The following is a 25,484-nucleotide window of genomic DNA, read 5'->3' on the forward strand; positions in this document are numbered from 1 at the left end:
CACCATTTTAAGACATGCTGATCGATTGAAGATCAGCTAACCATATATCACTGAGGTGAAAGGCACATGCCAGTAATCAAAGTCCGTGAAAATGAGCCGTTTGACGTTGCTCTGCGTCGCTTCAAGCGTTCTTGCGAAAAGGCCGGTATCCTGTCTGAAGTTCGTAGCCGTGAGTTCTACGAGAAGCCGACTACCATTCGCAAGCGTGCCAAAGCGTCTGCCGTCAAGCGTCACGCCAAGAAGCTGTCCCGCGAAAACGCACGTCGTATCCGCCTGTACTAATCGGGGGATCATGCCGTGTCTCTGAAGGATCAACTCAAGGATCAACAAAAACTCGCCATGCTGGCCAAAGACAAGGCTCGCTTGGGAGCGATCCGTTTGTTGATGGCAGAAATCAAGCAGCGTGAAGTCGATACCCGTGTCGAGCTCAATGATGAGGATATCCTCGCTGTCGTGACCAAGATGGTCAAACAGCGCCGCGATTCCATCAGCCAATTTGAAGCTGCCGGTCGTCAGGATCTTGCCGACAAAGAGTCCGCCGAGATTCTGGTGCTGCAGGAATTCCTGCCGCAACAGCTGACCGCAGAGGAAATTGCCGTGTTGATCGAGCAAGCCATCACCGAAAGTGGGGCTGCCGTCATGGCGGACATGGGTAAAGTCATGGCTGTCTTGAAGCCGAAAATTCAGGGGCGTGCCGATGTCGGCGCCGTCAGTGCTCAGGTGAAAACCCGCTTGGCGTAACAGGCATTTCTCTTGTTAGTCGAAAGAAGCCGTGCTTCCCTGTGAATGCGCGGCTTTTTTATTTTCTCTGCAGTGAAACAGGACGGTTATGGCAGGCAGGATCCCACAATCCTTTATCGATGATCTGCTCGTACGCACAGACATAGTCGAGCTGATCGACTCGCGAGTGCGGCTGAAGAAGGCTGGCAAGAACTATCAGGCTTGTTGTCCTTTTCATAACGAAAAAAGCCCCTCTTTCACCGTCAGTCAGGAGAAGCAGTTCTACCACTGCTTCGGTTGCGGTGCTCACGGCAATGCCATCGGCTTTGTCATGGAGTACGACGGACTCGAATTCCCGGACGCCATCGAAGAGCTCGCCAGCATGCAGGGCATGCAGGTACCCCGCGAGCAGAGTCTAGGCGGCTCTGCAAGCTCTCAGCCTGCCGTCAGCAAGGATCTGTTCGAGCTGATGAATCAGATTGCCCGCTTCTATGAGAGCAATCTCAAGAACGCGCCGCAGGCGGTGGAATACCTTAAGGGGCGCGGTCTGACCGGTGAAGTGGTCAAGCGCTTCAACATAGGCTATGCCCCGGGAGACTGGGATCAGGTGAGGCGCCGTTTCGGGTCCAGCCGGGATCACGAGCAGTTGCTTATCTCCGGCGGCATGTTGATCCCCCGCGACAGCGGCCCAGGCAGCTATGATCGCTTCCGCGATCGCATCATGTTTCCCATCCGTGACAAGCGGGGCCGGGTCATCGGCTTCGGTGGCCGGGTGCTGGGGGACGGCACTCCCAAGTACCTCAACTCCCCGGAAACCCCCATCTTCCACAAGGGGCGTGAACTGTTCGGCCTCTACGAGGTGAAGCAGGCACACAAGGATCCTCGCCGGATCCTGGTGGTGGAGGGCTACATGGATGTGGTGGCGCTCGGTCAGTACGACATCGACTATGCGGTGGCCGCGCTGGGCACCGCCACCACCAGCGACCATATCCACACCCTGTTTCGCACCACGGCCGAGGTGGTCTGCTGTTACGACGGTGACAACGCCGGCCGTGAGGCGGCCTGGCGGGCGCTGGACAACGCACTCTCCCATCTGCAGGACGGGCGCGAACTCAAGTTCGTGTTCCTGCCCGATGGAGAAGATCCGGATTCGCTGGTGCGCCAGATTGGCAAGGAGGGGTTTGAGGCCTTGCTGGACGAGGCCCAGCCCTTCGCCGATTTCATGTTCGAGCGTCTCGGGCGTGATGCCGCCCTCTCTGGTGAGGCGGGCAAGTTTGAAGTGGCCAACAAGGCTGCCGAACTGATCCGTCGCGTGCCGGAGGGCTTTACCCGGGAAGGATTGATCACCCGGCTCTCCAGCATGATGCGTTGGGGGGAGAACAAGCAGCGGATCGCCGAGCTGTTTGCCCGCAATAGCCAGCCCAAGGGCGAAGTCAATAAGCCCAAGGCCGCCAAGCTGACCCCCATTCGCCGGGCACTGGCTCTGATGGTGCAATATCCGGCGGTGACGGCCGAGCTTCCCCCCATGCCGGAGCTGGCTGGACTGCGGGTGCAGGGCATCAAGTTCCTGTTGCAGCTGCATCAGCAGATCCTGACTCAGCCAGGGATCACTACCGGCATCTTGTTGGAGCACTGGCGTGGCACCAAGGAGGGGGAGATCCTGGCTCAATTGGCCATGCACGACCTGTTTGAAGAGATCAAGCTCGACCAGGGGCCGGATATTCTGGGAGAATTGCAGGATACCTTCGTCGGTTTCATCAACCAGTTTCTGAAGCAACGAATCGAAGAATTGCAGGCCAAGGTGGCTCAGGAAGGGCTAAGCTCTGAGGAAACACAGGAGCTGATGATGCTGATCAGAGAGGTACAGATTGAGAAAAGAAATGAGAGCGGGGCTTGATATTTGAGTGATTAGTCCCAATATGAATACCGTTGCCCGAATCGACGGGATTAAAAGCAAACATTTTATAACCGCCTGGCCCCGACAATACTGCGGGCAGGGGTTTCTCATGACCGACGCCGCAACCAGACATAGCATGTCTGGCGGTTTTCTATTAGAATTGGCTATTTGCGCAGCAGCGCACTGTACGCGCAACCTAGCAACACCAACCGGATGAGTTCTATGGAGCAAACCCCGCAGTCTCAGCTTAAACTCCTCGTTGCCAAAGGTAAAGAACAGGGCTACCTGACCTATGCCGAGGTGAACGATCACCTCCCGCAAGACATTGTCGACTCTGACCAGATCGAAGACATCATCCAGATGATCAACGATATGGGTATCCAGGTAGTGGAAAACGCCCCGGACGCCGATGATCTGATCATGGCCGAAGGTGGTACCGCCGATGAGGACGCTGCCGAAGCAGCGGCCCAGGCTCTGGCATCTGTTGAATCTGAGATTGGTCGCACGACCGATCCCGTCCGCATGTACATGCGGGAAATGGGTACCGTCGAACTGCTGACCCGTGAAGGCGAAATCGACATCGCCAAACGGATCGAGGACGGTATCAATCAGGTACAAAGCTCCGTTGCCGAGTACCCTGAAGCCATTACTTACCTGCTCGAACAGTACGACAAGTACGAAGCCGAGCAACTGCGTCTGTCCGACATCATCTCCGGCTTTATCGATCCGAACGAAGCGGACGACGTGGCGCCGACCGCCACCCACATCGGCTCCGAACTCAGTGAAGACGATCTCGCTGACGAAGACGAAGATGAAGACGAGGATGAAGACGAAGACGGCGACAGCTCCGACGACGACGGGGACGGTGGTCCGGATCCGGAAGTCGCCCGCGAGAAGTTCGGTGAACTGCGTGCCCAGTACGAAGTCACCCGTCTCTCCATTCAGAAGAATGGTCGTGCCCACGACGATACCCAGGCCGCTATCGCCCAGCTGGCCGATGTGTTCCGTCAATTCCGCCTGATGCCCAAACAGTTCGATCGTCTGGTCAACAACATGCGCGAGATGATGGAACGGGTTCGCGTGCAGGAACGCATCATCATGAAGCTCTGCGTTGAGCAGGCCAAGATGCCGAAGAAGACCTTCGTCGCGGCCTTCACCAACAACGAGTGTGAGACTGCCTGGTTTGAATACCAGAAACAGGCTGGCAAAGCCTGGTCTCCGCGTCTGGTCGAGATGGACGAAGACGTGCTGCGTGCCATCGGCAAGCTGCAGCAGATCGAAGAAGAGACCGGTCTGTCGATCGCCCAGATCAAGGACATCAACCGTCGCATGAGCATTGGTGAGGCCAAGGCCCGCCGTGCGAAGAAAGAGATGGTCGAGGCCAACTTGCGTCTGGTTATCTCTATCGCCAAGAAGTACACCAACCGCGGTCTGCAGTTCCTGGATCTGATCCAGGAGGGCAACATCGGTCTGATGAAGGCGGTAGACAAGTTTGAATACCGTCGTGGCTACAAGTTCTCGACTTACGCTACCTGGTGGATCCGTCAGGCCATTACCCGCTCCATCGCGGATCAGGCCCGTACCATCCGTATCCCGGTACACATGATCGAGACCATCAACAAGCTCAACCGTATCTCCCGTCAGATGCTGCAGGAGATGGGTCGTGAACCGAACCCGGAAGAGCTGGCCATGCGCATGGGCATGCCGGAAGACAAGATCCGCAAGGTATTGAAGATCGCCAAAGAGCCCATCTCCATGGAGACGCCCATCGGTGATGATGAAGATTCCCACTTGGGCGACTTCATCGAAGATACCACCCTGGCGCTGCCAGCCGATGCCGCCACCAGCGAGAGCCTGCGCAACGCCACCCGCGAAGTGTTGGCTGGCCTGACCGCTCGTGAGGCCAAGGTACTGCGTATGCGCTTCGGTATCGACATGAACACTGACCACACCCTCGAGGAAGTGGGCAAGCAGTTCGACGTCACCCGTGAGCGTATTCGTCAGATCGAAGCCAAGGCGCTGCGCAAGCTGCGCCACCCGAGCCGCTCGGAAGTGCTGCGTAGCTTCCTGGACGAATAGTCCAGAGGCTTTTCCCTGAGCAGTCTCAAAAGCCCCGCCACGCGGGGCTTTGTTTTATCCGGTTTGGCGCTATGGTTGCTCCGGAGCACAGATTGGGTGATAGATGGACAAAAACTCGCCAAGTGGTTGATCTGCCTATGGACGGCTTATCCTGCATCCCCTATAATCCACGCCGCAAAACCAACATCATGGCCCCTTAGCTCAGTTGGTTAGAGCAGTCGACTCATAATCGATTGGTCGCCCGTTCAAGTCGGGCAGGGGCCACCAAATTCTAGAGGGTTAGCGTGATAGTATCCGCTAACCCTCTTTTCATTAGGATTCCTATAGGATTCCATGTGGGAGACTGCACTGCCCTCAAAATTTTGCGTCATCCTCCCAAAAATTTTCCTGATGGTTATCTATGAAGCTCCTATCGAAACCATACGGTTCATCTCGTTTACGTGAACTCCCCATACTTGCTTATCTCTATATCGAGAAAACTGTGTTACATGGGCTGTGAGGCTATAACAGGGCTCTAATTCAGCCGTGACGCAGCTTTGTGCTGTAAGGCCAGTTAAGGTTACACGCGCGGGAATCAGGATGGAGGTAAGCCTACGGCTCTTGTCTAGCAAGACCCACCACTTTTTCATTAAGGGTGTAACCAGTATTCTCTAGCCTCAAGAGGTTATAGGAGGATAGGGTGAACGCGCTATGCAAGCTTCAGATATGAATGCCTCCCACGTGACAACTACTTCACAATAAACATCAATATCAATTACCTAAACTACTCATTCTCATTTGGACATATCTTTATTGATTACCTTCTCGAATCATGTAATTATCATGGATGTAGGCGGTTAGCTTACTTGCTAAAAAATGCTCTTATACACAGGTGGCATGCCAGAAATGGCGACTCGAAAGAGTCTTCTGGGGCGGAGGTGCCGCTCGTGCCGGTCCGCTCAAACCTGCGAAGGCCAAGCAACCAGCATGACGAACCGACAGTGCACAGTTAGATAAGGCAGGTGAAGAACGGTGGAATTTATACACCTGGTTTGAGCATTCATACGCAACCATCGTTCTGGCCGAAAGGACACCTTGCCTTTTTCTAAGTTGAATTTATGAACAATAGACCAACATACCATGGTGGTGTGATAAGTAACCCACTAACTCTTGCCCGTGTTCTTGGTATCGAGCTAGCTGATTTATTAGCCATGTCAGTTGATACTGTGTCTCATTACAAAGCCAAAGAGATAAACAAGAAAACTGTAGGTGCAGGAAAACGTGTAATTCACATGCCTGACGAAAGTATCAAGAGGCTTCTTCGCAGGGTAAATTCTAGAATATTTAATGGCGTGACGTTCCCTGGCTATCTTTATGGTTCTATTTCCGATCAAGAAAATCCCAGAGATTACATCAAGTGTGCGGAACTGCACTGTCGCGCCAGTGTTCTAATCAAGGTTGATATTAGCAATTTTTTCTCTCAGATTACTACTGAGCATGTCTATAAGATATTTCTTAAGTTTTTTAATTTTTCTCATGAAGTTTCAGAGATTTTATCAAAGATCACTACTGTGACTGGCTTTGTGCCACAAGGTGCTCCAACTAGTACATTTATTGCGAATCTTTGCTTTTTCGAGACGGAAGCCTCACTCGTCACATATTTACATGGTGCAGGGTTTCGCTACTCAAGATTAATTGATGATATAACAGTAAGCACATTAAACAATAAGTTACCATGGCAATATGTAGAAGATAGAATTGTTAGATTCTTAGACAAAGAGGGTTTTTCAATAAATGCTGACAAAACGGAAAGCATATCTACCCCTTCTGCTCAATCCTTCAAAGTTCATGGCCTCTGTATTGGTGATGAGAAACCAAGATTTTCCAAAAAGCACATTGATGAAATAAAAAAATCCGTCAATTGCGTGCTTAAAAAAGCATTATTTAGTGATAAAAACAGGAAGGAAAAAAGTTATCATAAGCTTTTTTATAGCACACAAGGTAAAACCACAAAGCTTAAAAGAGTAAAGCACAATAGCTATCCCAGTTTGAAAAAAGCACTGGGGCGTTATGCTCTTCCTTTGCCAGATGAACGTGAAAGTTACCGATTAAACATAGCAGTAAAAAACCTAGAGCGAGACTATCCGACTCTTTCAAGTAAGCTGGCGTATAGAAATAGATACTATAAAGCAAAATTTAGAGTTGGCATTCTATCTAGAATTTATAGACGCGATGCGACCTTGCTTAATAACAGGCTTAAAGATATTCTGCCGACATATGAAGACTAACCGTATGGCAACAACTTACCTGAGAATAATCAGTTATATAATCGGCGTTTCGATTTTATCGATCATAATATTTTCGATAATTCAGATGTATTTAATTGAAGATGAAACCCCCCTTGAATTTTGTTTTAATAGTAAGTGCTTCGATTATTTTACTGTGGTGTTTAAAGAACCATTATCAAATCTCTCCAATATATTTAAAATATTCCCAGCTCTAGCATTCATTGTTGCAGCAAGAACCTATTTGTTAAATGTGAGGAATGCATCAATCACGAACAAATCAAATTTATATAAAGAACTTACATCTTACTTGGATTCGCTAAAATATAAAAAAATAAAAATAAATGAGATCGTTAATTACCGCACGCTATTTAGATGCGGTTTCGATATGGATAATATTGAAGGGCAATATGTTAGCGGGTGTTTTTTAAAGGTGATATCCGAACTTGAAGAGGGGATTAAAATAAGCTCAAAAGGCTATGGTGTAGCCAATACAAAATTTGTGTGTCAGGACCACATAAATAAAATATGTGCCACCCTCAATGAAATTGGTGTTAAGCCAAATATTGATGTAGGGAAACGTGATTGGCCAGATGTAGAAAAAGACCTGTTATCCCTTATTGATAATTTGTCATTAGACTGGTTTTCAAAAGAAACAAATCTAACAACTATTGAGAGAACTTATACTGTTGCTTTTTCATAGAATACCTTTTAGATAAGGTGGAAATAAGTAACCTCTAAAATGAAACTGAAATTTTTAGCCGCTTTAAGTTCAAATTATGACAGACGCAGTTTTGTGTTTAATGACTTATTTACACCCATTCAAAATGAAAGGCTGTGAATAATTATGAAGGGTTGTTTTCACCACCTAGAACCTATCTCAAGCTAGTACTGGCGCAAGGCATAGCCATAAAGCAATGGTCTTTCAAGTGAACGGAAATCCATACAAGAAGCACGCAGGTAAGGTGGAGGTTGTACTGCGGCTTATGGGAGCTGGCAGGGCCGCAACCGGCCACCATGCTACCTCTAACGTACGTTCTCGCGTCCCTAGAATAAACGCAGCCTTCATGGCTGAATCAGTAGTGGGCTTCTGATGTGGTTATACGTGGGATGGTAGTTCAGCGACTTAAGGCCAGTGTATCCGGCGTGGATACACTGGTAGAGGTGGGGATTTCAGAAAGTTTGAGGGAACACCCCCTCAAGGGTTAACCGCGAGCGGATCTCTACAGTTAGAGGTCAGGTTCAAGCCCAAGCGCCTGATTGACTTTGTTGGATTTCTTAGCTGCCTTTGCGACTGGATAGAGCACTTGCTGGATCTCTATGGCCAGCGGACGCCACTCAGCCAGCGATGCAATCGCGGCATCCGCCTCGGCCTTGGGTTCTATTGCTTTGGGATCGCGCAGAATGGCCGCGAAGGCAGCCAGGATAGGCGACAAAACCATCCTCATCCGCTCTTCCATGGCGGTGACGGTCTGTTTGGCCCAGCTTTCGGCCCGTATCGCCATCGCCTCGGCCTGCTCGGCCTTTAACAAAGACTTCTGTACACGAGCCTGCGCCTTTTCCTCGGCTTCCTTGATCCGCTGAGCTGTCTCAGCCAGCCGAAGCGCGGTGGCGGCTTCCTGGGCGGTCAGTTCGGCAACTCTACTCTCAGCAGCCTTGATGTCAGCAGTACGCAGAATAACCGACTCCAGCAAGTCCTGTCGTTGATCGGCCATGTGCCTCGCCCCGTACAAAGCAGCAGCCTTCGACGCGGTCAGCAACTGTGCTTCGGTGTAGAGAGGTGCGCCCCGCCCCAATAACCCTGCACGATGCACCACCTCTTGCTGGGCAATGATCTGATTGATTTGTCCCATGGTCGGCCTCTGCGGCTTCTCTGCCCTGATGATCGTGGCGTGGGCAGACAAGGCGCGTTGCTCGGCGTACCACTCAGCCCTCGACAGTCGCCGCCGACGCGGGCCTATCCGAGCAAGACCAAAATCCGCAGACACAGAGTGAATCTCGTCCTGCCAAGTGCGCATGGCTTGATTGAATGCGGCACGTTGCAGGCCCTTTCTCTCCCCTCGTGCAGCTGATGCCCGTGCTGCTGCCACGCCAGGATGCACGGCACCAAACGATTCTCCTGGCAGCGGCACCAAGTAAAAATGGATGTGCCTATGTGGCTCATCGACGTGCTCGACTACGGATTTCAGTCTGTCGCCGTGCTGGGCTTTCAGATACCTGATCACGGCATTGCGGTATTCCGGCCAGAGCTCATTGGGCAGGTTCTCTGGGACACTGACCACACCCGCACCCAGACACAATCCATCGATCCTCACCTTCCGCCCCTTCGGATCAACCGCCTGCTCTGCCCACGCGGTGGCCATTTGTACCGCCTCCGATGGCGTGACCCCATACCGTTGGATCGGTGGCTCAGGCTTTTTCACATGCGGATGGGCACCAGGTTTCCGCTCAGCCTCATCTGCTATCTGTTGGGCTGATAACACCCGACCCGTCTTCGCCATACCGCCTTGTCGTGCATACCCGTCAATGTGTGCGAACTGATATCCCGCCATACCTGTTTCCCCCTGCCTGAACTCATACCACGCTACTGCAAATCTGAAATTTGGTGGTGGAAAATATACGCTAAGTGACCGACTTGGCTTATGCGTTCGAGTCCTTCGTTCTCTTCAGCATAAGCGTCGGCCCTGCGGGGTGAGAGAACGGCTGGTAACAGCAAAATGAGAGAAAATCGGTGACCCCTAATTGCCATGACTCGTCATCAACTCGTCATGACATCAACACAAGAAAAACCCGCTAAGTCATATGTTGTGCGGGTTTCAGAGGGCTTTCACTTGCTCGTCATCAAAAAACTTGTCTATGCAAAAATCTTGATGACGAGTAGATGAAAAGGTGGGAATTCATCATGATTTCTTCATAATTTCGTCATTTGAGCTATCCAGAATGATTAGCCTGATCATGCCATCAGATTCGGAAATTAGTCCCTCTTTCTCTAAGGTTTTTATGTCGCGGCCAAAATTACTGATGACAGGTTTCCTGCCATTTATCAGCATGCCTTTAAATACCTCCCGCACCTCGTCTCTGGTCGTCGAGCCATGCTTGCCAGCAGTCTTTTTGATTACCTGAAACAGAGCTTTAGGGTTCGGGCCCAGCCCGTCAGCTTCTGGGTCTTTCGGTTCACGACCTAGATCCACTAACACCAGACTCGTTATCTCATCGCCGTCATCATCCCAACAGACAATGCGGCCTCTCAGGTCATAAGCTCGCTTCGCTGGTTCTTGGCTGTCCTTCATCTTGGTGCAGGCCAAGATGAGTGCCTGAGCGTCGTTGGCTTCACGTTTAATAAGGAACTCGGCATCCATGGCGGCCCTGAATGCCGAACTACCCCGCGCACCATTTTCCTCATTTTTGCCGGTGTGGTGGATGAGCAGGATAGTGGCTTGGGTCATCGATTTGATCGTATCGCAGCCAGCAATGAATGCCCCCATGTCAGCGGCCCGGTTTTCGTCACCACCACCAAAGCAGCGGGCGACGGTATCGATAACAATCAACCTTACGGGCTCTCCGGTCAGGGCCCTCACACGGTCTACAGCAAACTTGAGGTCGAGGATCTGAGTCGGATCGGCCATGAATACCGGCATGTCGATACGGTAGAGATTCGAGACATCGGCTCCACCGTTGTACTGGTCTGCCCATGCCCGGATACGACGCGGTACACCGACACCACCTTCTCCCACGATGTAGAGCACCGCACCTTGGATGACTCGGCGGCCATCCCACGGCTTGCCGGTGGCAATATGGCAAGAGAGAGACACCGCAGCGAAAGACTTGAAGCTGCCGGAGGGCCCGAAAATGGAGCAGGTACTTTCGGCGGGCAACAACCCTTTCACCAGATATGAGCCGTGTTTATCAAACCCGGAATAACCCGAGATGATCGTGAATCGGCTGGGGCGATTATCTGCCTCCACCTTTGCTTTTTCTTTGAGGTAGCGAACCAAATCCTCCCATGGTTCGGCGTTCTGGCCTTCATGGCCACGGTAGATCTCGGCTTTGGGGGCCTGTTTCATCAGCTCCTGGACAAGACGCTCAATCTTTTCAAAGGGCAGTGTACCTTGAACATGAATAATGATCTTTCTAGTCGCGTCCTTGTCAGCCATCGGGTAGAGCTTGCCACCCTCATCCAGCTGGGAGGCTGATACATAGAGTGTTTTTTCAGGTTCAACCTCAAAATCAAGGACGTTATTTTCCATAATGGCGTGATTGTGGGCGCGTTGATAAATGCTACGTTTTTCGCCATCACGGCTAGCTCCAAGCCCTGTATGGATCACGATGGTTTTTTGATCTGGCAGGTCGGAAAACTTCACTAGTTCCGCGATATTATCCGACAAGCGGCAACGCTGGGCCGTCTGGCAAAATGGAGGCAGATCTTGGTCTTTGATAGTATGCATAGGCTTGGCTCCGATAGGGTCAGCGAGAAGTGAGATAGGGCCTAGTGGATGGGCCTTCTTTCATGGTTATTGGTCAGTGACTGGTTTACCGGTATGCAACATTTTTCGCGCGGCAAGAAACGCATCCAGATCGGCACGTTCATAGAGGGTACGGTTGCCTATTTTGTAATAGGGCAGTTCATAGCGGCCATTGCTGGCCCAGACCCCGAGGGTCTTTTCAGACAGACCAAGGTAGGCTGCCGCTTCTCGGCGAGTTAAACGGTTCGGTTTGGCTTGATTGGTTACGGTTATCATACAGGCATCCCCTATTTGGTTTGGATGCTATCGATATTCTACGAAGTGATAGAGGAATGGGAGGAAGAAAAAACGAGTAAATTTTCTTCCTTTCGTAGTCAGAAATTTATCTGCATCACCTCCTGAACTGACTGATCACTCATACCCAAATTGGTCAGTGTTTTCATCCAAGCGGTATAGCACTGCACGCTCCCGAAGGCACGCGCATTTCGTTTGTAGGTTTTACGAAAAGAGTCCGGCTGAATATCCAGATGAGGGTATATATGTGTGATGAGCTGCTCATCACTGATTACATTGGAGTAGATTCTATTGAAAATCATGCTATCCAGTAATAGAACATATTTATTATTAATAATTTTTTTTAAGTTTTTGCAACTAGCTTTTGATGGGGCTGGTTTGGATTTGACATTAGTTTCCTGACGCCAGCATTGAAGCAAAATACGTAGGTCATCCATAATTTCATCATCGGTGTAATCGGCTAAATTGATATTTAATGCAATCACTTGGCCTGCCGCTTCTTTGTATTTTTCGGAGAAGTTTTCAGTAATAGGATGAAAAATATAGTGGGCGCTAAAGTCGTCAGAACTTTGATAATTATTTTTGACAGAGATAGCAGACATGTAGTTTATCCATTCTACAGATAATGGTTGGATACTACTGCCAGATGAAAGCTTCTTAGGCACTTTGTTTGGTAGAAATTCAGTACATTCATCAGGGAGAATGCTCCACGCTAGCCAGTCACGCTGCGAGGCCTCATCTTCTGAAAACATACTGCCAACATCGTGCATTACTTTATTGGCGTTTGGTTCATGAATGATAATTGTGTCAGAGCTAAACATCTTAACCCATTGCTCAAAATAGTAATCAAGAGCTGGGTTTGGTTTGTCAATCATGTCGAGAATAATAGCTCTTAAGTTCAGTTGCTCAATCAATTTTAGAGTGGTCAGAGTAGTGATGTTTTCATATTTACCTAGTTTGGTAAAATATATAAACATATCTAGGTAGGCATTAGCATCAATCATAGCCTGAAATTCTTCAGATTGTGTCCATTCAATTTTAGACATTTGAACCACTTATTTAAGTTTTGGATGGATGTAAACTCAGCAATAACCGCCGCTGCTCTTCTTCTGGCAAGGTGGCAAAAATGGTCAACAGATTGCTGTTGGCATTATTGGCACTGTCCAAGCGGCCTGCATATTTTAGAATCTCCTGCTCAATCCGGGTGGCTGGTTTGCGCAGCTCGTCCGCCGTGAAATGGATATAACCCTGGGTCACATCAGCACTGCGTTGGGTTCGGTGATTCATCAGGCGCTTAATAGTGTATTGCCCGACCTCCGCCAGTTCGGCCACGGTGCCGAAGGTGCGGCGGGCATCGTGGCATGTGAACTCCAGCGGAGGCAGGTTGTTCGGGTTCGGGTTAGGCACAGTAGCCGCACAGATCCGGGCAATGACCCGGCGCGGCTCCTGAATGGGGCGATCGGGGTTACGGCCAGGGAACACAAACCGGCTCTGTTTGCGGTTTTCGGACTGGCGGCGACGGAAAATGGTGAGCAGGGTATCGGTGATCGGCAGCTCTAACAGGTCGCCGTTCTTGGTCTTATCGATCCAGAAGTAGCCCCCGGCCAAGTTGACCCGCTCCCAGGTCAGTTCGAATAGCTCGGTGCGGCGTAGCCCAGTAAACAGTGCGATGTCGATGGCATCGCAGACGGCTGCGGCAGTATCGTCCCGACAGTCGAGTGCTTGCTGTCTGATCCGTTCTACAGCATCCAACCAGCGTTTCAGCTCGTGGTTACGGATCCGGTCGTTCTTCCTAGGAGCGTCGTGCCAGAGTCGCTTGCTGCTTAGTACCTCGGTCGGTGGCTCGGGTAGCATTACCCTGTCTTCGGCATCCCGGTAGTGGTCACGAGCAAACTTCCATACCGCCCGCAGCGTGCGCGCCCAGCGGTCGGCCTGAGCGTTGCTCCCCTTGCCAGTACCACCCTTGCGAGACTCAAGGGGAGCACCGTGCCAGCCTTCTGGCAGACCTTCGGTAATGGCTTTGTGCCTTACCTCGACCCTTTCCCGGTTGAGTTTGATCAGCGAAGTCGCCATCCAGTCACCGCTGTAGTTGGTGAGATCGGCGCGGTAGTGTTTGGCTGTGTCGGATTTGATCTTATCCCTCCGGCTGGCTAGGTAGGCATCCACGGCTTCGCCTAAGGTGATGTTCAGCTTGGTCTGTTCGCGTCGGATCACGTTGGGGTTCTGGCCGGTCATGGTCACCTCGCCCAAGGTTTCCAGCGCCTTGGCCCTAGCCATATCGATCGTCATGGAGGGATAGCGCCCCAGAGTGGCTCGGATAAAGCGCCCTTCTTTCTTCTTGGCCACACAGAACGACTTGATCCCGCTGGCCCCGACCCGGAGTCTTAATCCTTGCACCACGGCATCATAGTAATCGACTTGTTTTCCAGCAGGGGCAAGAGGAAGCGCCTCGATCGCAGCCTTGGTGAATTTGAATGTTTTCATCGTGCTCCCAATACTGAACAGCCGCATTTTGCCAACCAAGCGATCCGGGGGTCTGAAAATCGAGTGGTCGAAGCTAGGATTCCTATAGGATACGGCAGAGGGAGAATTGGGGGGAATAGCAGGGGTCGTCATAAAACAAGATGTAAATATAAGTCATTGATTTAAATTAAGTAATATATGGTAATGGCATATGGTGAAATGTAATGTCTACACGCTCATAATCGATTGGTCGCCCGTTCAAGTCGGGCAGGGGCCACCACATTCAGACAAAGCCGCTCTTCGTGAGCGGCTTTGTCGTTTCTGGCGCTCACCAGCGCTGGTCCAGATCCTAGCCATAGGGCGCCATGTGCGCCGATAGGGGAGGCGCGTCTCGGGGGATGAAGACGCAGTATGCCTGCCCGTCGGCAAGTGGGGGCCCGCCATACGAAAAAGCCTCCCGCCGATATGGCAGGAGGCCTGTTTCAGTGTCCGAGAGTGTGAAAGCCTGGGGCTAGTGTTCAGGCTTACTGGGCGCTCAGGCTGTAGGTCAGAGTCTGGTCGTTGAAGCGCACCACATAGGCACCGATTACTGTCGTGGTGATGTCTGTCCCGGCCAGCTCGGCCACGCCGTCCTTGTTGGTGTCGCCGTAGTTCTGGGTCCAGTCACCCTTGACGTCGAACTTGAAGCGCTGGCCGCCGCTGGCATCACCGGTCCCGGTGAAATTGACGTTGGCCTGCCAGAGGTGATCCCCCACCAGCGTCATGGGGGTGGTGCCCCAGCCATTGGTGGTACCACGGATATTCAGGCTGACGATGTTCTTGGCATAGCCGATGCTGACCGGGTTCAGGCTGTATTGCAGGGTCTGGTCATTGAAGCGCACGCGATACTGGCCGCTGACTGTGGTCAGTATGTCGGCTCCCCCCTGTTCGGCCACGCCATCCTTGTTGGTGTCACCGTAGTTCTGGGTCCAGTCTCCCTTGACGTCGAACTTGAAGCGCTGGTTGGCCTGGCCGTCGAAGGTGAGTATTGCCTCCCACTGGTTGTCGGCAACCAGCGTCATGGCAAGGGAGCCCCAGGCATTGGGGGTGCCGCGCAGGTGCAGGGTGGGCAGCACGCTGTTGTAGGCACCGTTGCTGTCGGTGACTGTCACCGTGGCGTTGGCACTGGCGGTCAGCCCTTCGGCATCGGTGACCGTCAGGGTGACAACATGGGTGCCCGGGGTATCGAACTGGACGGTTTCAGTAGGGGCGCTGCCGCCGGTGGACCAGCTGTAGCTCACCACACCCTCATCGTCGTTGGAGGCGGAGCCATCGAACACCACGCTATCCCCCGTCTTGACGCTGAGAGTCTTGGGGGAGAGGACGGCGACCGGTGCCTGGTTGCTGCTCAAGGGGGTCACCGTATAGCGCAGGTCGCCTTCGCTCAGGGTGATGCGGTAGGTGCCCGCCCCGCTGACCAGGATATCCTTGCTGCTGCCCTTGTCGGCGATGCCATCCCCTTCGTTGTCGCCGTAGTTCTCGGCCCAGTTGCCGAAGACGTCGAACTTGAAGCGTTGGGCACCGGTTGTGTCACCGTTGCCGGTCAGGGTGAGGGTGGTGGACCAGACACGGTTGGCATCGACTGTCATGGGGGTGTTGCCCCAGGCGTTGGGGGTGCCGCGCAGGTTCATGCTGCTGAACTTGTTGCCCGGCAGTGCAGAACCACCGCAGGGGCTGGCCTTGGTGCAACCGGCAATGATGGCGGCCGCCTTCATGCCGGGCACGTTCAGGCTGGCCTTGCCGCTGCCATCGACGGTGACATAGCCGCCGCTGCAGTAGTCATTGCCGCCGAGGAGGTTGCAGTACTCGCCCGCTGGCAGGCCGGTCTGCACCGAGGCTATCAGGCTGCCGCTCTCGTTGTTGATGGCGACAAAGCCCTTGTCTCCCCGACCGAAGGCTATCTGGTTGTTGCCGTTATCCCACCAGTTGCTGACTGGCTGGCCTTCGGTCCTGTTGTGGAACAGGGCCATGTTCATGATGGTCGGGCGACGTTGTTCGCAGTTCCATTGGCCATCGGTGCAGGGCGTACTGCCCGGTGCCCCCTTGTCGGTTTCATAGGTGCCCATGTTTTCGAAGCGGTAGCCCGACATCACCTGCTTCCAGCCATAGGGCCAGGCCATCATGAAGGTGTTGGCCAGATCGTAGCGGGCGCCGCTCATGAAGGTGAGCATGCCGCCGCCACCGTGGCCACGTTCGCGGTCGTGGTTGACCACGAAGACGAAGGCCTTGTTGGAGGGGAGCAGACCCCAGCTCTCGCCGAGCGTCTTGAGGTTCTTGAGCTGGCTGTTGAAGTTGGCGGCCAGATCCGTGCCGTATTTGAAGTCGGTGACGGTGTCGATATAGGTGTAGCGGCCCGGTTGGATGTCGGGGGACTCCCCGCCTGCGCCGATCACCTCCAGGTAGGCCTTGGGGCTGCCTGCCTTGTCGAGGATGGCCTTCACCTCGCTCGGGGCCATGTGTTTGGCCGCATCGATACGAAAGCCCGCCACGCCCCAGCCAAGCAGGGTCTTCATGTAGGTGGCGATCTGATCCTGCACGTAGGGCGAGCCGGTGTTGAGATCCGGCATGCCGTAGAGGGCGCCGTTCCAGACGTTGTTGCTGTCGCCGTAGTTGGTGATGTCGCCGCTGTGGTGGAAGTCGTTGTAGCCGAACTGGGGATACTGATATTGCCCCGAGTTGTAGCTGCCGCCGCCGGTGGCGGTTCCGGTGCCCGAGGCCAGCTGGTTGAAGACGGCATCGGCGTAGACCTTGACCCCGACGGCGTTGCAGCGGGCGATCATGCTCCTGAGTTCCGCCTCACTGCCGCCGAAGCTGTTGAAGTTCTTGAAGCTGACGGGCTGATAGACGGTCCACCAGACCTGACTGCCCTGCTTGTGTTCGGCGGGGGGGGTGATCTGGACACCGCCGAACCCCTTGGGACCGAGCACGGTCTCGCACTCGGTGGCGATGTCGTTGAATTTCCATTGGAACAGATGGACCATGACCCCTTCGGCGGCGGCTGTGTGGCTGAAAGAGCCCAGCACCGCGGCGAGCATGGCGGTTCGAAACACTGTGTTGTGCATGACGATTTTCCCTTCGATCTTGTAATTGACGTGTCACTGTCTTTATTTCGAACGGACCACAAACAACCTCGTTCGGCTCTGTAGCATTCATGAAATCGAGGCGATTGAAAATCGAACAGCGGAGATTAGTTAAGAATTGTGAATGAAAATGCTTTCATGGCAGCGGAGGGCAAGAGGGGAAGCGTCGTGGCCGATGAGGGGCTAAAGCAACTGTGGCCACCGGAAAGGGGCGGTCTGCAGACGGATGAGCGGGTAAGGAAAGACGGGCACAATGATGCCCGTCTGGTTCAGAAATGGGGCTCCTGCTGGTGCTGCGATACCTGGCGCCGACGGCGGGGCAGCATGCGGGTCACCAGGTTGCTGCGCTGGCGCCAGGAGGTGTAGATGATGGCGCACAGGTGCAGGGCTATCATGGCCTGCAGGGCCCAGGTGCACCACTCGTGCCAGTCATCCGCCCCCAGCTCGAAGCCGGTCTCTGTGTTCTGGAACCAGCCGCTACCGGCGGTGGCCAGCACGAGCAGCCAGAGTACCCAGACCGCCAGCTTGCCGCTGCCGTGATGGCCGGGCGCCGCAGGGGCGCGCTCGCGTAGCGCCACCGCCTGCTGGCGGAAATCGTCCCGGCTCGGGATGAGGGCGCGCAGGCGGGCATGGCCTCGAGCCAGGGTAAGCCCCCACAGCAGGCGCAACCCGATCAGGGCCATGGCGCCATAGCCCAGCCATTCATGCCACTCTTCACCCGCCTCGTTGAGCCAGAGGTTGCCGATGCAGACTGCCGCCACCCCCCAATGGGTGAGGCGGACCAGACCATCCCAGTGGAAGGGGTCAGCCTTTCTGCTTGGCATATTGGTGGTACTCCTTCTTCAGGTCATTGACCTTGGCCAGGTGTGCCTGGGCTTTGTCCTGATCACCGGCCTGCAGGGCCGCCAGGCTGGCATCCAGCTCGCTCTGCACCTTGTTCATGCCCTCGAGGAACTTCTCCTTCTTGGCGGTCGGCATGTTTCTTTCCTTGGCCACATCGAGCTGAGCCTTCATCTCCTTGATGTGCTTCTCCATGGTGGCCGCATCATCTGCCTTGACGGCCTGCTTGTAGTTGAAGCCGATCTTCTTCATCGGCTGCTCCAGATCGCCAGCCATGGCGGGCAGGGTCATCAGACCAAACATCAGGGGCAGCAGCAGGGGACGCACAGTTTTCAACATGGGATTTCCTTATGAGACGACGAGATTGCAGGTTCTTATGGCACTCATTTGAGTGCGGTATCATACAGCATGATGCCATGAAAGCGGGGCAATTGTATGGGGAAAGTGCGACCAATTGTGACGAAATGTGTGCATTGTGCTGTGCATATATAGTCAGAAGGGGATGAGCCAGGGGCGGATACAGGGCGGCAACCCGGGGCCGTGGGCTCGAGGCGGCGAGAGGTGCGAAGGGGATGGATGCTGCCTGCCACTACCAAGCCGGGCTTGGGGGGAAGTCTTGGGCCGGCAGGGCGGTTCCCGGTGGCCCGGGCAGCAAAAAGGGCCCGCAGGCCCTTGTGTTCGGAGTGGAGAGGCGGCCTTTACTTGGCCTGCTCGCGCTCGATGGCGCGCCAGCCGATGTCCTTGCGGTAGAAGACACCGTCCCACTGAATGCGACCCGCCAGCTGGTAGGCGCGTTGCTGCGCCTCGGCGACGGTGTGGCCCAGCGCGGTGGCGCACAGCACGCGGCCACCGGCGGTGACTATGGTGTCTCCTGCCAGCTGGGAGCCGGCATGGAATACTTTCTCGCCGCTCGCCTCTTCCACCGGCAGGCCGCTGATGGGCTTGCCCTGCTGGTAGTCACCGGGGTAACCACCCGCCGCCAGCACCACGCCGATGGCGACGCGGGGATCATAGATGGCTTCGACCTGATCCAGCTTACCGGCACAGGCGGCCAGGCACAGCTCCACCAGATCGGAGCGCATGCGCAGCATGATGGGCTGGGTCTCGGGGTCGCCGAAGCGGCAGTTGAACTCGATCACCTTGGGGTTGCCCTGGGTATCGATCATCAGGCCGGCGTAGAGGAAGCCGGTGTAGACGTTGCCCTCGGCCGCCATGCCGCGCACTGTCGGCATGATCACCTGCTCCATCACTTTTTGATGCACCGCATCTGTCACTACGGGCGCCGGGGAGTAGGCCCCCATGCCGCCGGTGTTGAGGCCGGTGTCGCCGTCGCCGACCCGCTTGTGATCCTGGCTGGTGGCCATGGGCAGCACGTGCTCGCCGTCCACCATGACGATGAAGCTCGCCTCTTCCCCGTCCAGGAACTCCTCGATCACCACACGGGCACCGGCGTCACCGAAGGCATTGCCGGAGAGCATGTCGCGCACTGCCGCTTCCGCCTCTTCGAGCTCCATGGCGACGATGACGCCCTTGCCTGCCGCCAGACCGTCAGCCTTGATGACGATGGGGGCACCCTTCTCGCGCAGGTAGGCCAAAGCGGGCTCCACCTCGGTGAAGTTCTGGTACTCGGCGGTGGGGATGGCGTGGCGCGCCAGGAAGTCCTTCGCGAAGGCCTTGGAGCCCTCCAGTTGGGCGGCGGCGGCGGTTGGGCCGAAGATGGCGAGCCCTTCGGCACGGAACGCATCCACCACCCCTTTCACCAGGGGCGCTTCCGGCCCGACGATGGTGAGACCGATCTGCTGGGCCTTGGCGAAGGCCAGCAGGGCCTGGATGTCGGTCGCCTTGATGGCGACGTTCTCTATGCTGCCCTCGTGGGCGGTGCCGGCATTGCCGGGGGCGACGAACACCCGGGTCACCATGGGGGATTGCTTGGCCTTCCAGGCCAGGGCGTGCTCACGGCCGCCGTTGCCAATGATCAGTACTTTCATCGTATCGCTCGCTTCTATTTGTGATAACCGCCTGGGGCTGCGGTTGAAAATAGTCAGTTGAAAAGAGACAACAAAAGGGCCGCCAGTGGCGGCCCTGACTCATCAGTGACGGAAATGGCGCATGTTGGTGAACACCATGCACATGCCGTGCTCGTTGGCGGCCTCGATCACCTCGTTGTCACGCATGGAGCCACCTGGCTGGATGACGCAGGAGATGCCTGCGGCAGCGGCGGCATCGATACCGTCGCGGAACGGGAAGAAGGCGTCGGAGGCCATGACGGAGCCCGCGACGGTCAGCCCTTCATCCTCGGCCTTGATGCCAGCGATCTTGGCGGAGTAGACCCGGCTCATCTGGCCGGCACCCACGCCTATGGTCTGGCCGTCTTTGGCGTAGACGATGGCGTTGGACTTGACGAACTTGGCGACCTTCCAGCAGAACAGCAGGTCCTTGAGTTCGGCCTCGGTCGGCTGACGCTGGCTGACCACGGTCAGATCCCCCAGGGTGACCATGCCGTGATCCCGCTCCTGCACCAGCAGGCCGCCGTTGACGCGCTTGAGGTCAAAGCCCTGGGCCGGGGCAGTCCACTGGCCGCATTCCAGCAGACGCAGGTTCTGCTTGGCTGCCACCGCCTCGCGGGCCGCCTGGCTGATGCTGGGGGCGATGATCACCTCGACGAACTGGCGGGCGACGATGGCCGCCGCGGTGGCACCATCCAGCTCGCGGTTGAAGGCGATGATGCCGCCAAAGGCGGAGGTGGGGTCGGTCTGGTAGGCGCGATCGTAGGCACCCAGCAGGTCGTCACCTATGGCGACGCCACAGGGGTTGGCGTGCTTGACGATGACGCAGGCCGGCTCGGCGAACTCCTTCACGCACTCCAGCGCCGCGTCTGTGTCGGCGATGTTGTTGTAGGAGAGTGCCTTGCCCTGCAGCTGGATGGCGCTTGCCACCGAGCCGGGTGCTGCCTGCTCTTCGGCGTAGAAGGCGGCAGCCTGGTGGCTGTTCTCGCCGTAGCGCATGTCCTGCTTCTTGATGAACTGGGCGTTGAAGGTGCGCGGGAAGCGGGACTCCTCGTCACCCTCCTTGTTGTCACCGTAGGAGGGGACCAGGGTGCCGAAGTAGTTGGCGATCATGCCGTCGTAGGCGGCGGTGTGCTCGAAGGCCGCGATGGCCAGATCGAAGCGGGTAGCCAGGGTCAGGCTGTTACCGTTGCCATCCATCTCGGCGATCACCCGGCCGTAATCGGCCGCCTTGACGACGATGGTGACGTCCTTGTGGTTCTTGGCGGCGGAACGAACCATGGTCGGGCCGCCGATGTCGATGTTCTCGACGGCGTCTTCCAGGGTGCAACCTGGCTTGGCCACGGTGGCGGCGAAGGGATAGAGGTTGACGACGACCATGTCGATGGGGGAGATAGCGTGCTGGGCCATGATGGCGTCATCCCGGTCGCGGCGGCCGAGGATGCCACCGTGTACCTTGGGATGCAGGGTCTTGACCCGGCCATCCATCATCTCGGGGAAGCCGGTGTAGTCGGAGACCTCGGTCACCGGCAGGCCCGCGTCGGCCAGCAGCTTGGCGGTACCACCGGTGGAGAGCAGGGCCACGCCACGCTCGTTGAGTGCCTTGGCAAATTCCAGGATGCCAGTCTTGTCAGACACACTCAGCAGCGCACGGCGAATGGGTCGAGCTTGTTCCATCACACTATCGTCCTCAGCATAACGGGGACCGTTCCATGGGAGGCGAGGCTCAACACAGAGAGTCCCCAAATAAATGGAAGTGGGGGATTTCGCAAACCACTCTCGCCCGGCGAGCCGGCAAAAGCGTTTTAGGAAATGCCCGCTTGACGCGACGCTCTCTTGTGGGCGCGTATTCTACACAAAAAATGTGAGCTGTGGTGGATTTTTTAAAGAGACAAAGCCTTGCGTGGTGCGGTGTTAAACGTTTTCTGGTGGATTTTTGCGAAACGTTTGTCTTTTCAGTGTTTTGAGGGTAAAGGGTCGGGATGGCCCGGGTTGTCTACTGCTTTCCTGCCTTTGGCTGGCAATCGCCGGGCAAAGGGGCGATAGTGGAAGCCGGTTTATATTGAGTACCATGTCTGGCGGGAGAGGAAGGATGTATCGGATCGGGGAACTGGCCAAGGCGTGCGGGGTGAAGGCGGACACCCTGCGCTTTTACGAGAAGAACGGACTCATCTCGCCGGGGATCCGCAACGAGTCGGGCTATCGCCTCTACGGCGAGCAGGACAGGCGGCGGCTGGAGTTCATCATCCGCGCCAAGTCAGTGGGCTTCTCCCTGGCGGATATCGGTGAACTGCTCTCGCTCGACACCAACAAGGCGCGGGTGACCTGTCAGGAGGTGAAGGCGGTGGCCGATGCCAAGCTTGAACAGGTGGAGCAGAAGATAGTGGAGCTGACCCGTTTTCGCGAGAACCTGAAGTCGCTCTCCGACATCTGCTGCGGCGGCCCGCGCTCGGCGGAGCACTGCGCCATCCTGGAAACCCTGGAATCCGGCGCCCCTTCCCGTCACGAGCATCACGACCATGAGCACTGAACATCATCGCCCCCGGATCTCTGCCTTCCTTGCCCTCTCCCTCGACGGCTTTATCGCGGGGGAGGGGAACGATCTTGCCTGGCTGGATCCCTATAACGGCGACTCCCAGGAGGAGACCGGCTACAGCGCCCTGATGGCCAGCACCGATCTGCTGCTGATGGGGCGTAACAGCTATGACATAGTGCGTACCTTCCCTGAGTGGCCCTACGGCGACAAACCCGTGGTGGTGTTGACCCACAGGCCAGCCGAGCCTCGGCCTCACGTCTCCTTTCGGCAGGGGGCGCTGGCGCAGGTGCTCGGGGAGTTGTGGCAGGAGGGGGCGCGCCACATCTATCTGGATGGTGGTGAGGTCGTGAGGCAGGGCTTGCAGGCCGGGCTGGTGGACGAGCTGACCCTGTTCTGGGTGCCAGTCACCCTGGGACGCGGCGTTTCCCTGTTTGCCGGCACCCTGCCCAGGCGGCTCACACCGGTGTCCAGCGTCGTGCTGCCGAGCGGCCTGGTACGGGTGGTCTATCACCCGGCCTGAGCCCTTGCAGGCGGGCGGCAAGAGGCGCACAATCGGTGCGTTTTTTCGCCGTCCTGAGCTGCCGCCCCGGCCTCTCGTTCGGCAAAGTGCCATTCATCACCATCACTGCAAAGGAGCCAGCATGGCCAAGAAGAAGGTGGCCTTCGCCACCACTGAACCCGTCCACGATCATCAGCGCGGGGTCATCCAGGACAACCACCTCAAGGCATTGGTGACCTCATCCCTGTTTCAGGCCAGGGTCGAGCCAAGCAAGAAGGGCAAGGGCAGCTACCAGCGCAAGGCCAAGCACGGCAAGCGGTGGGAGCCCGGTCAACAGCAGATGATGCGCGTCTGCTGCTGAGCGGGTTTCTGCCGCGAGGCATGACTGAAACAGAGAGGGTGCCATGGGCACCCTCTCTGTTTTGGCGGTGAAGCCAGATGTTGATGCCCCGTCGGCTTATTCGTCCATAAAGAGCTCGAGTAGCACATTCAGGTAGCGATGGCCGAGGGACGTCAACTGCCAGCTGTCGCCGAGATCCTCGATAAGCTCCTTGGTCTGGGCAATCGCCAGCATAGTCTCCACCCGCTCCAGCGGCAGCCCGGTATAGGCCTCGAACTCCGCCTTGGGGGCCGGTTCAAACAATCTGAACCGGTTCATAAAGTACTCCAGCGGCAGATCGTCCTCGGTCACCGTCCACTGGCTGTCCAGATAGGGGCGGGCAGGGTCCAGATACCCCTTGGGGTGCTTCACCTTGGCGGTGCGCAGGATTTGCTGGTTCGCGAGATCCGTCACCTTGCCGTGGGCGCCGCAGCCTATGCCCAGATAGTCGCCAAAGCGCCAGTAGTTGAGGTTGTGGCGGCACTGATAGCCCGCCTTGGCGTAGGCCGAGATCTCGTACTGCTGATAACCCCGGGCGGTGAGCATGGCGTGACCCTGTTCGTAGATGTCCCACAGGGTGTCGTCCTCCGGCAGCTTGGGGGGCTTGGAGGCGAACGCCGTGTTCGGCTCTATGGTGAGCTGATACCAGGAGAGGTGCGGCGGCGCGCAGTCGATGGCCTGCTGCAGATCATAGAGGGCGTCCTCCAGGCTCTGATCCGGCAGGCCGTGCATCAGATCCAGGTTGAAGGTGGGCAACTCGATGGCGTGGGCCAACTCGGCGGCCTTGCGTGCCTCTTCCGGGCCGTGGATGCGGCCGAGGCGGGCCAATTTTTCCTGCTGGAAGCTCTGCACCCCGATGGAGATGCGGTTGATGCCTGCCCGCTGGAAGCCGGCGAACTTGTCCGCCTCCACCGTGCCCGGGTTGGCCTCCATGGTGATCTCGCAATCCGGGGTCAGGGCGATGCGTGCGCGCACCCCGTCCAGCAGCGCCTGCATGGCTTCCACGGAGAGCAGACTCGGCGTACCACCGCCGATGAAGATGGAGGAGAGGGGACGCCCCTGGGCCCAGTGCAGATCCTGATCCAGATCCTCCAGCAGGGCGGCCACGTACTCGAGGTGGGGCAGCTCCCCCTTCTGGGCGTGAGAGTTGAAGTCGCAGTAGGGGCACTTCTGGACGCACCAGGGCACGTGGATATAGAGGGAGAGGGGCGGCAGTTGCAGCATGGTGTTTCCAGTATTCAAAAAATCAAAATGGGGGCAGGTCGGGCTGGCCCCCATTGTAGATGAAATGCGTGCCGGCGTATCCCGGCGCCCGGTCGGGTCTCAGTGCGCCGCGGCCAGCGCCGCCTTGAGCTTGACCAGAGCCTGGCCGCGATGGCTGAGCTGGTTCTTGAGCTCTGCCGGCATCTGGGCCGAGGTGCAGTCGTGATCCGGCACGAAGAACACGGGATCATAGCCAAAGCCATGCTGGCCGCGGGGTTCGTCGATGATCATCCCCTCCCAGCTCGCCTGGCAGATGATGGGGGTGGGATCGTCGGCGTGGCGCATGTAGACCAGCACGCACCAGAAGCGGGCGCTCTTGAGGTAGTCGGGGGCGCCTTGCAGCTCGGCCAGCAGCTTGTCGATGTTCTCCTTGTCGCTGGCACCGGCACCGGCAAAACGGGCGGAGTAGACACCGGGGCGACCGTGCAGTAGATCTACTTCGAGGCCGGAGTCATCGGCCACGGCGGGCAGGCCTGTGACGCGGGCGGCATGGCGGGCCTTGATGATGGCATTCTCGACGAAGGTGGTGCCGGTCTCGTCGGCATCGGAGACTGCAAACTCGCTCTGCGGGATCACCTGGATCTTCATATCGGCCAGCATGGCGGCCAATTCCTTCACCTTTTTCTGGTTCCCTGTTGCCAGGACAAGCTTGTTCATCACAC

The 25,484-nt window shown here is 56.0% G+C and carries 21 protein-coding genes and 1 tRNA gene; 10 read left to right on the forward strand and 12 right to left on the reverse strand.

Going from position 1 to position 25,484, the window contains the following annotated elements; genetic code table 11:
• Positions 1–66: 66 nt before the first annotated feature.
• The 7 genes from rpsU (at position 67) to KW824_RS14355 (ending at position 7,663) form a co-directional block, all read left to right on the forward strand.
• A complete protein-coding gene (gene rpsU / locus KW824_RS14325) occupies positions 67–282 on the forward strand; it encodes a 30S ribosomal protein S21 (protein WP_005309452.1) in 216 nt (71 codons plus the stop codon).
• Between the two features lie 15 nt (positions 283–297).
• A complete protein-coding gene (locus tag KW824_RS14330; RefSeq protein ID WP_005331908.1) occupies positions 298–741 on the forward strand; it encodes a GatB/YqeY domain-containing protein in 444 nt (147 codons plus the stop codon).
• An 88-nt stretch (positions 742–829) separates the two neighbouring features.
• A complete protein-coding gene (dnaG, locus tag KW824_RS14335; RefSeq protein ID WP_218410125.1) occupies positions 830–2,617 on the forward strand; it encodes a DNA primase in 1,788 nt (595 codons plus the stop codon).
• 183 nt (positions 2,618–2,800) lie between these two features.
• Positions 2,801–4,696, forward strand: a complete 1,896-nt coding sequence (gene rpoD, locus KW824_RS14340) for an RNA polymerase sigma factor RpoD (RefSeq protein ID WP_305730020.1) — start codon at positions 2,801–2,803, stop codon at positions 4,694–4,696.
• A gap of 190 nt (positions 4,697–4,886) precedes the next feature.
• Positions 4,887–4,963 (forward strand) — tRNA-Ile (locus KW824_RS14345).
• 830 nt (positions 4,964–5,793) lie between these two features.
• Positions 5,794–6,963 carry a reverse transcriptase family protein gene (locus KW824_RS14350; RefSeq protein ID WP_218410126.1) on the forward strand — a complete coding sequence of 390 codons (1,170 nt, stop codon included), beginning with the start codon at positions 5,794–5,796 and terminating at the stop codon, positions 6,961–6,963.
• A gap of 4 nt (positions 6,964–6,967) precedes the next feature.
• The gene (locus tag KW824_RS14355; protein WP_218410127.1) at positions 6,968–7,663 is read left to right on the forward strand and encodes a retron Ec48 family effector membrane protein; all 696 of its coding nucleotides are present in this window, start codon (positions 6,968–6,970) and stop codon (positions 7,661–7,663) included.
• Between the two features lie 526 nt (positions 7,664–8,189).
• On the opposite strand, the gene KW824_RS14360 is transcribed toward KW824_RS14355, so the two are convergent.
• From KW824_RS14360 to purH, 10 genes are all read right to left on the reverse strand, one after another.
• A complete protein-coding gene (locus KW824_RS14360) occupies positions 8,190–9,323 on the reverse strand; it encodes a plasmid recombination protein (RefSeq protein WP_256351383.1) in 1,134 nt (377 codons plus the stop codon).
• Positions 9,324–9,860: 537 nt separating this feature from the next.
• Entirely contained in the window at positions 9,861–11,405 is a 1,545-nt protein-coding gene (locus KW824_RS14365; RefSeq protein ID WP_218410128.1) for a helicase RepA family protein, read from the reverse strand.
• 66 nt (positions 11,406–11,471) lie between these two features.
• Positions 11,472–11,699: a helix-turn-helix domain-containing protein gene (locus KW824_RS14370; protein WP_218410129.1), complete on the reverse strand. Its 228-nt coding sequence runs from the start codon at positions 11,697–11,699 to the stop codon at positions 11,472–11,474.
• 98 nt (positions 11,700–11,797) lie between these two features.
• Positions 11,798–12,763: a DUF6387 family protein gene (locus KW824_RS14375; protein ID WP_218410130.1), complete on the reverse strand. Its 966-nt coding sequence runs from the start codon at positions 12,761–12,763 to the stop codon at positions 11,798–11,800.
• A 13-nt stretch (positions 12,764–12,776) separates the two neighbouring features.
• Complete coding sequence (locus tag KW824_RS14380) at positions 12,777–14,201, reverse strand: site-specific integrase (RefSeq protein WP_218410131.1); 1,425 nt, start codon at positions 14,199–14,201, stop codon at positions 12,777–12,779.
• A gap of 503 nt (positions 14,202–14,704) precedes the next feature.
• On the reverse strand, positions 14,705–17,281 hold the full coding sequence (locus tag KW824_RS14385; RefSeq protein ID WP_218410132.1) for an alpha amylase C-terminal domain-containing protein: 2,577 nt from the start codon (positions 17,279–17,281) through the stop codon (positions 14,705–14,707).
• Positions 17,282–17,568: 287 nt separating this feature from the next.
• A complete protein-coding gene (locus KW824_RS14390; RefSeq protein WP_218410133.1) occupies positions 17,569–18,123 on the reverse strand; it encodes a cytochrome b/b6 domain-containing protein in 555 nt (184 codons plus the stop codon).
• A complete protein-coding gene (locus KW824_RS14395) occupies positions 18,104–18,478 on the reverse strand; it encodes a cytochrome b562 (RefSeq protein ID WP_218410134.1) in 375 nt (124 codons plus the stop codon). The genes KW824_RS14390 and KW824_RS14395 overlap by 20 nt, the downstream gene beginning before the upstream one ends.
• A 359-nt stretch (positions 18,479–18,837) precedes the next feature.
• The gene (purD, locus tag KW824_RS14400) at positions 18,838–20,127 is read right to left on the reverse strand and encodes a phosphoribosylamine--glycine ligase (RefSeq protein WP_218410135.1); all 1,290 of its coding nucleotides are present in this window, start codon (positions 20,125–20,127) and stop codon (positions 18,838–18,840) included.
• Positions 20,128–20,229: 102 nt separating this feature from the next.
• On the reverse strand, positions 20,230–21,822 hold the full coding sequence (gene purH, locus KW824_RS14405; protein ID WP_218410136.1) for a bifunctional phosphoribosylaminoimidazolecarboxamide formyltransferase/IMP cyclohydrolase: 1,593 nt from the start codon (positions 21,820–21,822) through the stop codon (positions 20,230–20,232).
• Positions 21,823–22,237: 415 nt separating this feature from the next.
• Here purH and zntR point away from each other — a divergent pair, with 415 nt between their 5' ends.
• The 3 genes from zntR (at position 22,238) to KW824_RS14420 (ending at position 23,541) form a co-directional block, all read left to right on the forward strand.
• A complete protein-coding gene (gene zntR / locus KW824_RS14410) occupies positions 22,238–22,675 on the forward strand; it encodes a Zn(2+)-responsive transcriptional regulator (protein WP_005331131.1) in 438 nt (145 codons plus the stop codon).
• Positions 22,665–23,201, forward strand: coding sequence for a dihydrofolate reductase family protein (locus KW824_RS14415; RefSeq protein WP_218410137.1), 537 nt, complete (start codon positions 22,665–22,667; stop codon positions 23,199–23,201). The genes zntR and KW824_RS14415 overlap by 11 nt, the downstream gene beginning before the upstream one ends.
• A gap of 121 nt (positions 23,202–23,322) precedes the next feature.
• On the forward strand, positions 23,323–23,541 hold the full coding sequence (locus KW824_RS14420; RefSeq protein WP_182786408.1) for an alternative ribosome-rescue factor A: 219 nt from the start codon (positions 23,323–23,325) through the stop codon (positions 23,539–23,541).
• A 96-nt stretch (positions 23,542–23,637) separates the two neighbouring features.
• Here KW824_RS14420 and hemW read toward each other — a convergent pair whose 3' ends face one another.
• Together hemW and rdgB are read right to left on the reverse strand one after the other, a co-directional pair.
• Positions 23,638–24,783: a radical SAM family heme chaperone HemW gene (gene hemW, locus KW824_RS14425; RefSeq protein ID WP_218410138.1), complete on the reverse strand. Its 1,146-nt coding sequence runs from the start codon at positions 24,781–24,783 to the stop codon at positions 23,638–23,640.
• Positions 24,784–24,882: 99 nt separating this feature from the next.
• Entirely contained in the window at positions 24,883–25,479 is a 597-nt protein-coding gene (gene rdgB, locus KW824_RS14430) for an RdgB/HAM1 family non-canonical purine NTP pyrophosphatase (RefSeq protein WP_041205053.1), read from the reverse strand.
• Positions 25,480–25,484: the final 5 nt, after the last annotated feature.

The organism is Aeromonas sp. sif0611 (genome assembly GCF_019218845.1).
GTDB classification, from domain to species: domain Bacteria; phylum Pseudomonadota; class Gammaproteobacteria; order Enterobacterales; family Aeromonadaceae; genus Aeromonas; species Aeromonas media.

Excerpts from the sequence above, each read along its gene's own strand:
- KW824_RS14390 (WP_218410133.1), bottom strand. The coding sequence starts at position 18,123 with ATGCCAAGCAGAAAGGCTGACCCCTTCCACTGGGATGGTCTGGTCCGC.
- KW824_RS14380 (WP_218410131.1), bottom strand. The coding sequence starts at position 14,201 with ATGAAAACATTCAAATTCACCAAGGCTGCGATCGAGGCGCTTCCTCTT.
- KW824_RS14365 (WP_218410128.1), bottom strand. The coding sequence starts at position 11,405 with ATGCATACTATCAAAGACCAAGATCTGCCTCCATTTTGCCAGACGGCC.
- KW824_RS14370 (WP_218410129.1), bottom strand. The coding sequence starts at position 11,699 with ATGATAACCGTAACCAATCAAGCCAAACCGAACCGTTTAACTCGCCGA.
- KW824_RS14385 (WP_218410132.1), bottom strand. The coding sequence starts at position 17,281 with ATGCACAACACAGTGTTTCGAACCGCCATGCTCGCCGCGGTGCTGGGC.
- KW824_RS14350 (WP_218410126.1), top strand. The coding sequence starts at position 5,794 with ATGAACAATAGACCAACATACCATGGTGGTGTGATAAGTAACCCACTA.
- KW824_RS14355 (WP_218410127.1), top strand. The coding sequence starts at position 6,968 with ATGGCAACAACTTACCTGAGAATAATCAGTTATATAATCGGCGTTTCG.
- purH (WP_218410136.1), bottom strand. The coding sequence starts at position 21,822 with ATGGAACAAGCTCGACCCATTCGCCGTGCGCTGCTGAGTGTGTCTGAC.
- KW824_RS14420 (WP_182786408.1), top strand. The coding sequence starts at position 23,323 with ATGGCCAAGAAGAAGGTGGCCTTCGCCACCACTGAACCCGTCCACGAT.
- KW824_RS14375 (WP_218410130.1), bottom strand. The coding sequence starts at position 12,763 with ATGTCTAAAATTGAATGGACACAATCTGAAGAATTTCAGGCTATGATT.
- rdgB (WP_041205053.1), bottom strand. The coding sequence starts at position 25,479 with ATGAACAAGCTTGTCCTGGCAACAGGGAACCAGAAAAAGGTGAAGGAA.
- purD (WP_218410135.1), bottom strand. The coding sequence starts at position 20,127 with ATGAAAGTACTGATCATTGGCAACGGCGGCCGTGAGCACGCCCTGGCC.
- KW824_RS14415 (WP_218410137.1), top strand. The coding sequence starts at position 22,665 with ATGAGCACTGAACATCATCGCCCCCGGATCTCTGCCTTCCTTGCCCTC.
- KW824_RS14360 (WP_256351383.1), bottom strand. The coding sequence starts at position 9,323 with ATGGCCACCGCGTGGGCAGAGCAGGCGGTTGATCCGAAGGGGCGGAAG.
- zntR (WP_005331131.1), top strand. The coding sequence starts at position 22,238 with ATGTATCGGATCGGGGAACTGGCCAAGGCGTGCGGGGTGAAGGCGGAC.
- KW824_RS14395 (WP_218410134.1), bottom strand. The coding sequence starts at position 18,478 with ATGTTGAAAACTGTGCGTCCCCTGCTGCTGCCCCTGATGTTTGGTCTG.
- rpsU (WP_005309452.1), top strand. The coding sequence starts at position 67 with ATGCCAGTAATCAAAGTCCGTGAAAATGAGCCGTTTGACGTTGCTCTG.
- hemW (WP_218410138.1), bottom strand. The coding sequence starts at position 24,783 with ATGCTGCAACTGCCGCCCCTCTCCCTCTATATCCACGTGCCCTGGTGC.
- dnaG (WP_218410125.1), top strand. The coding sequence starts at position 830 with ATGGCAGGCAGGATCCCACAATCCTTTATCGATGATCTGCTCGTACGC.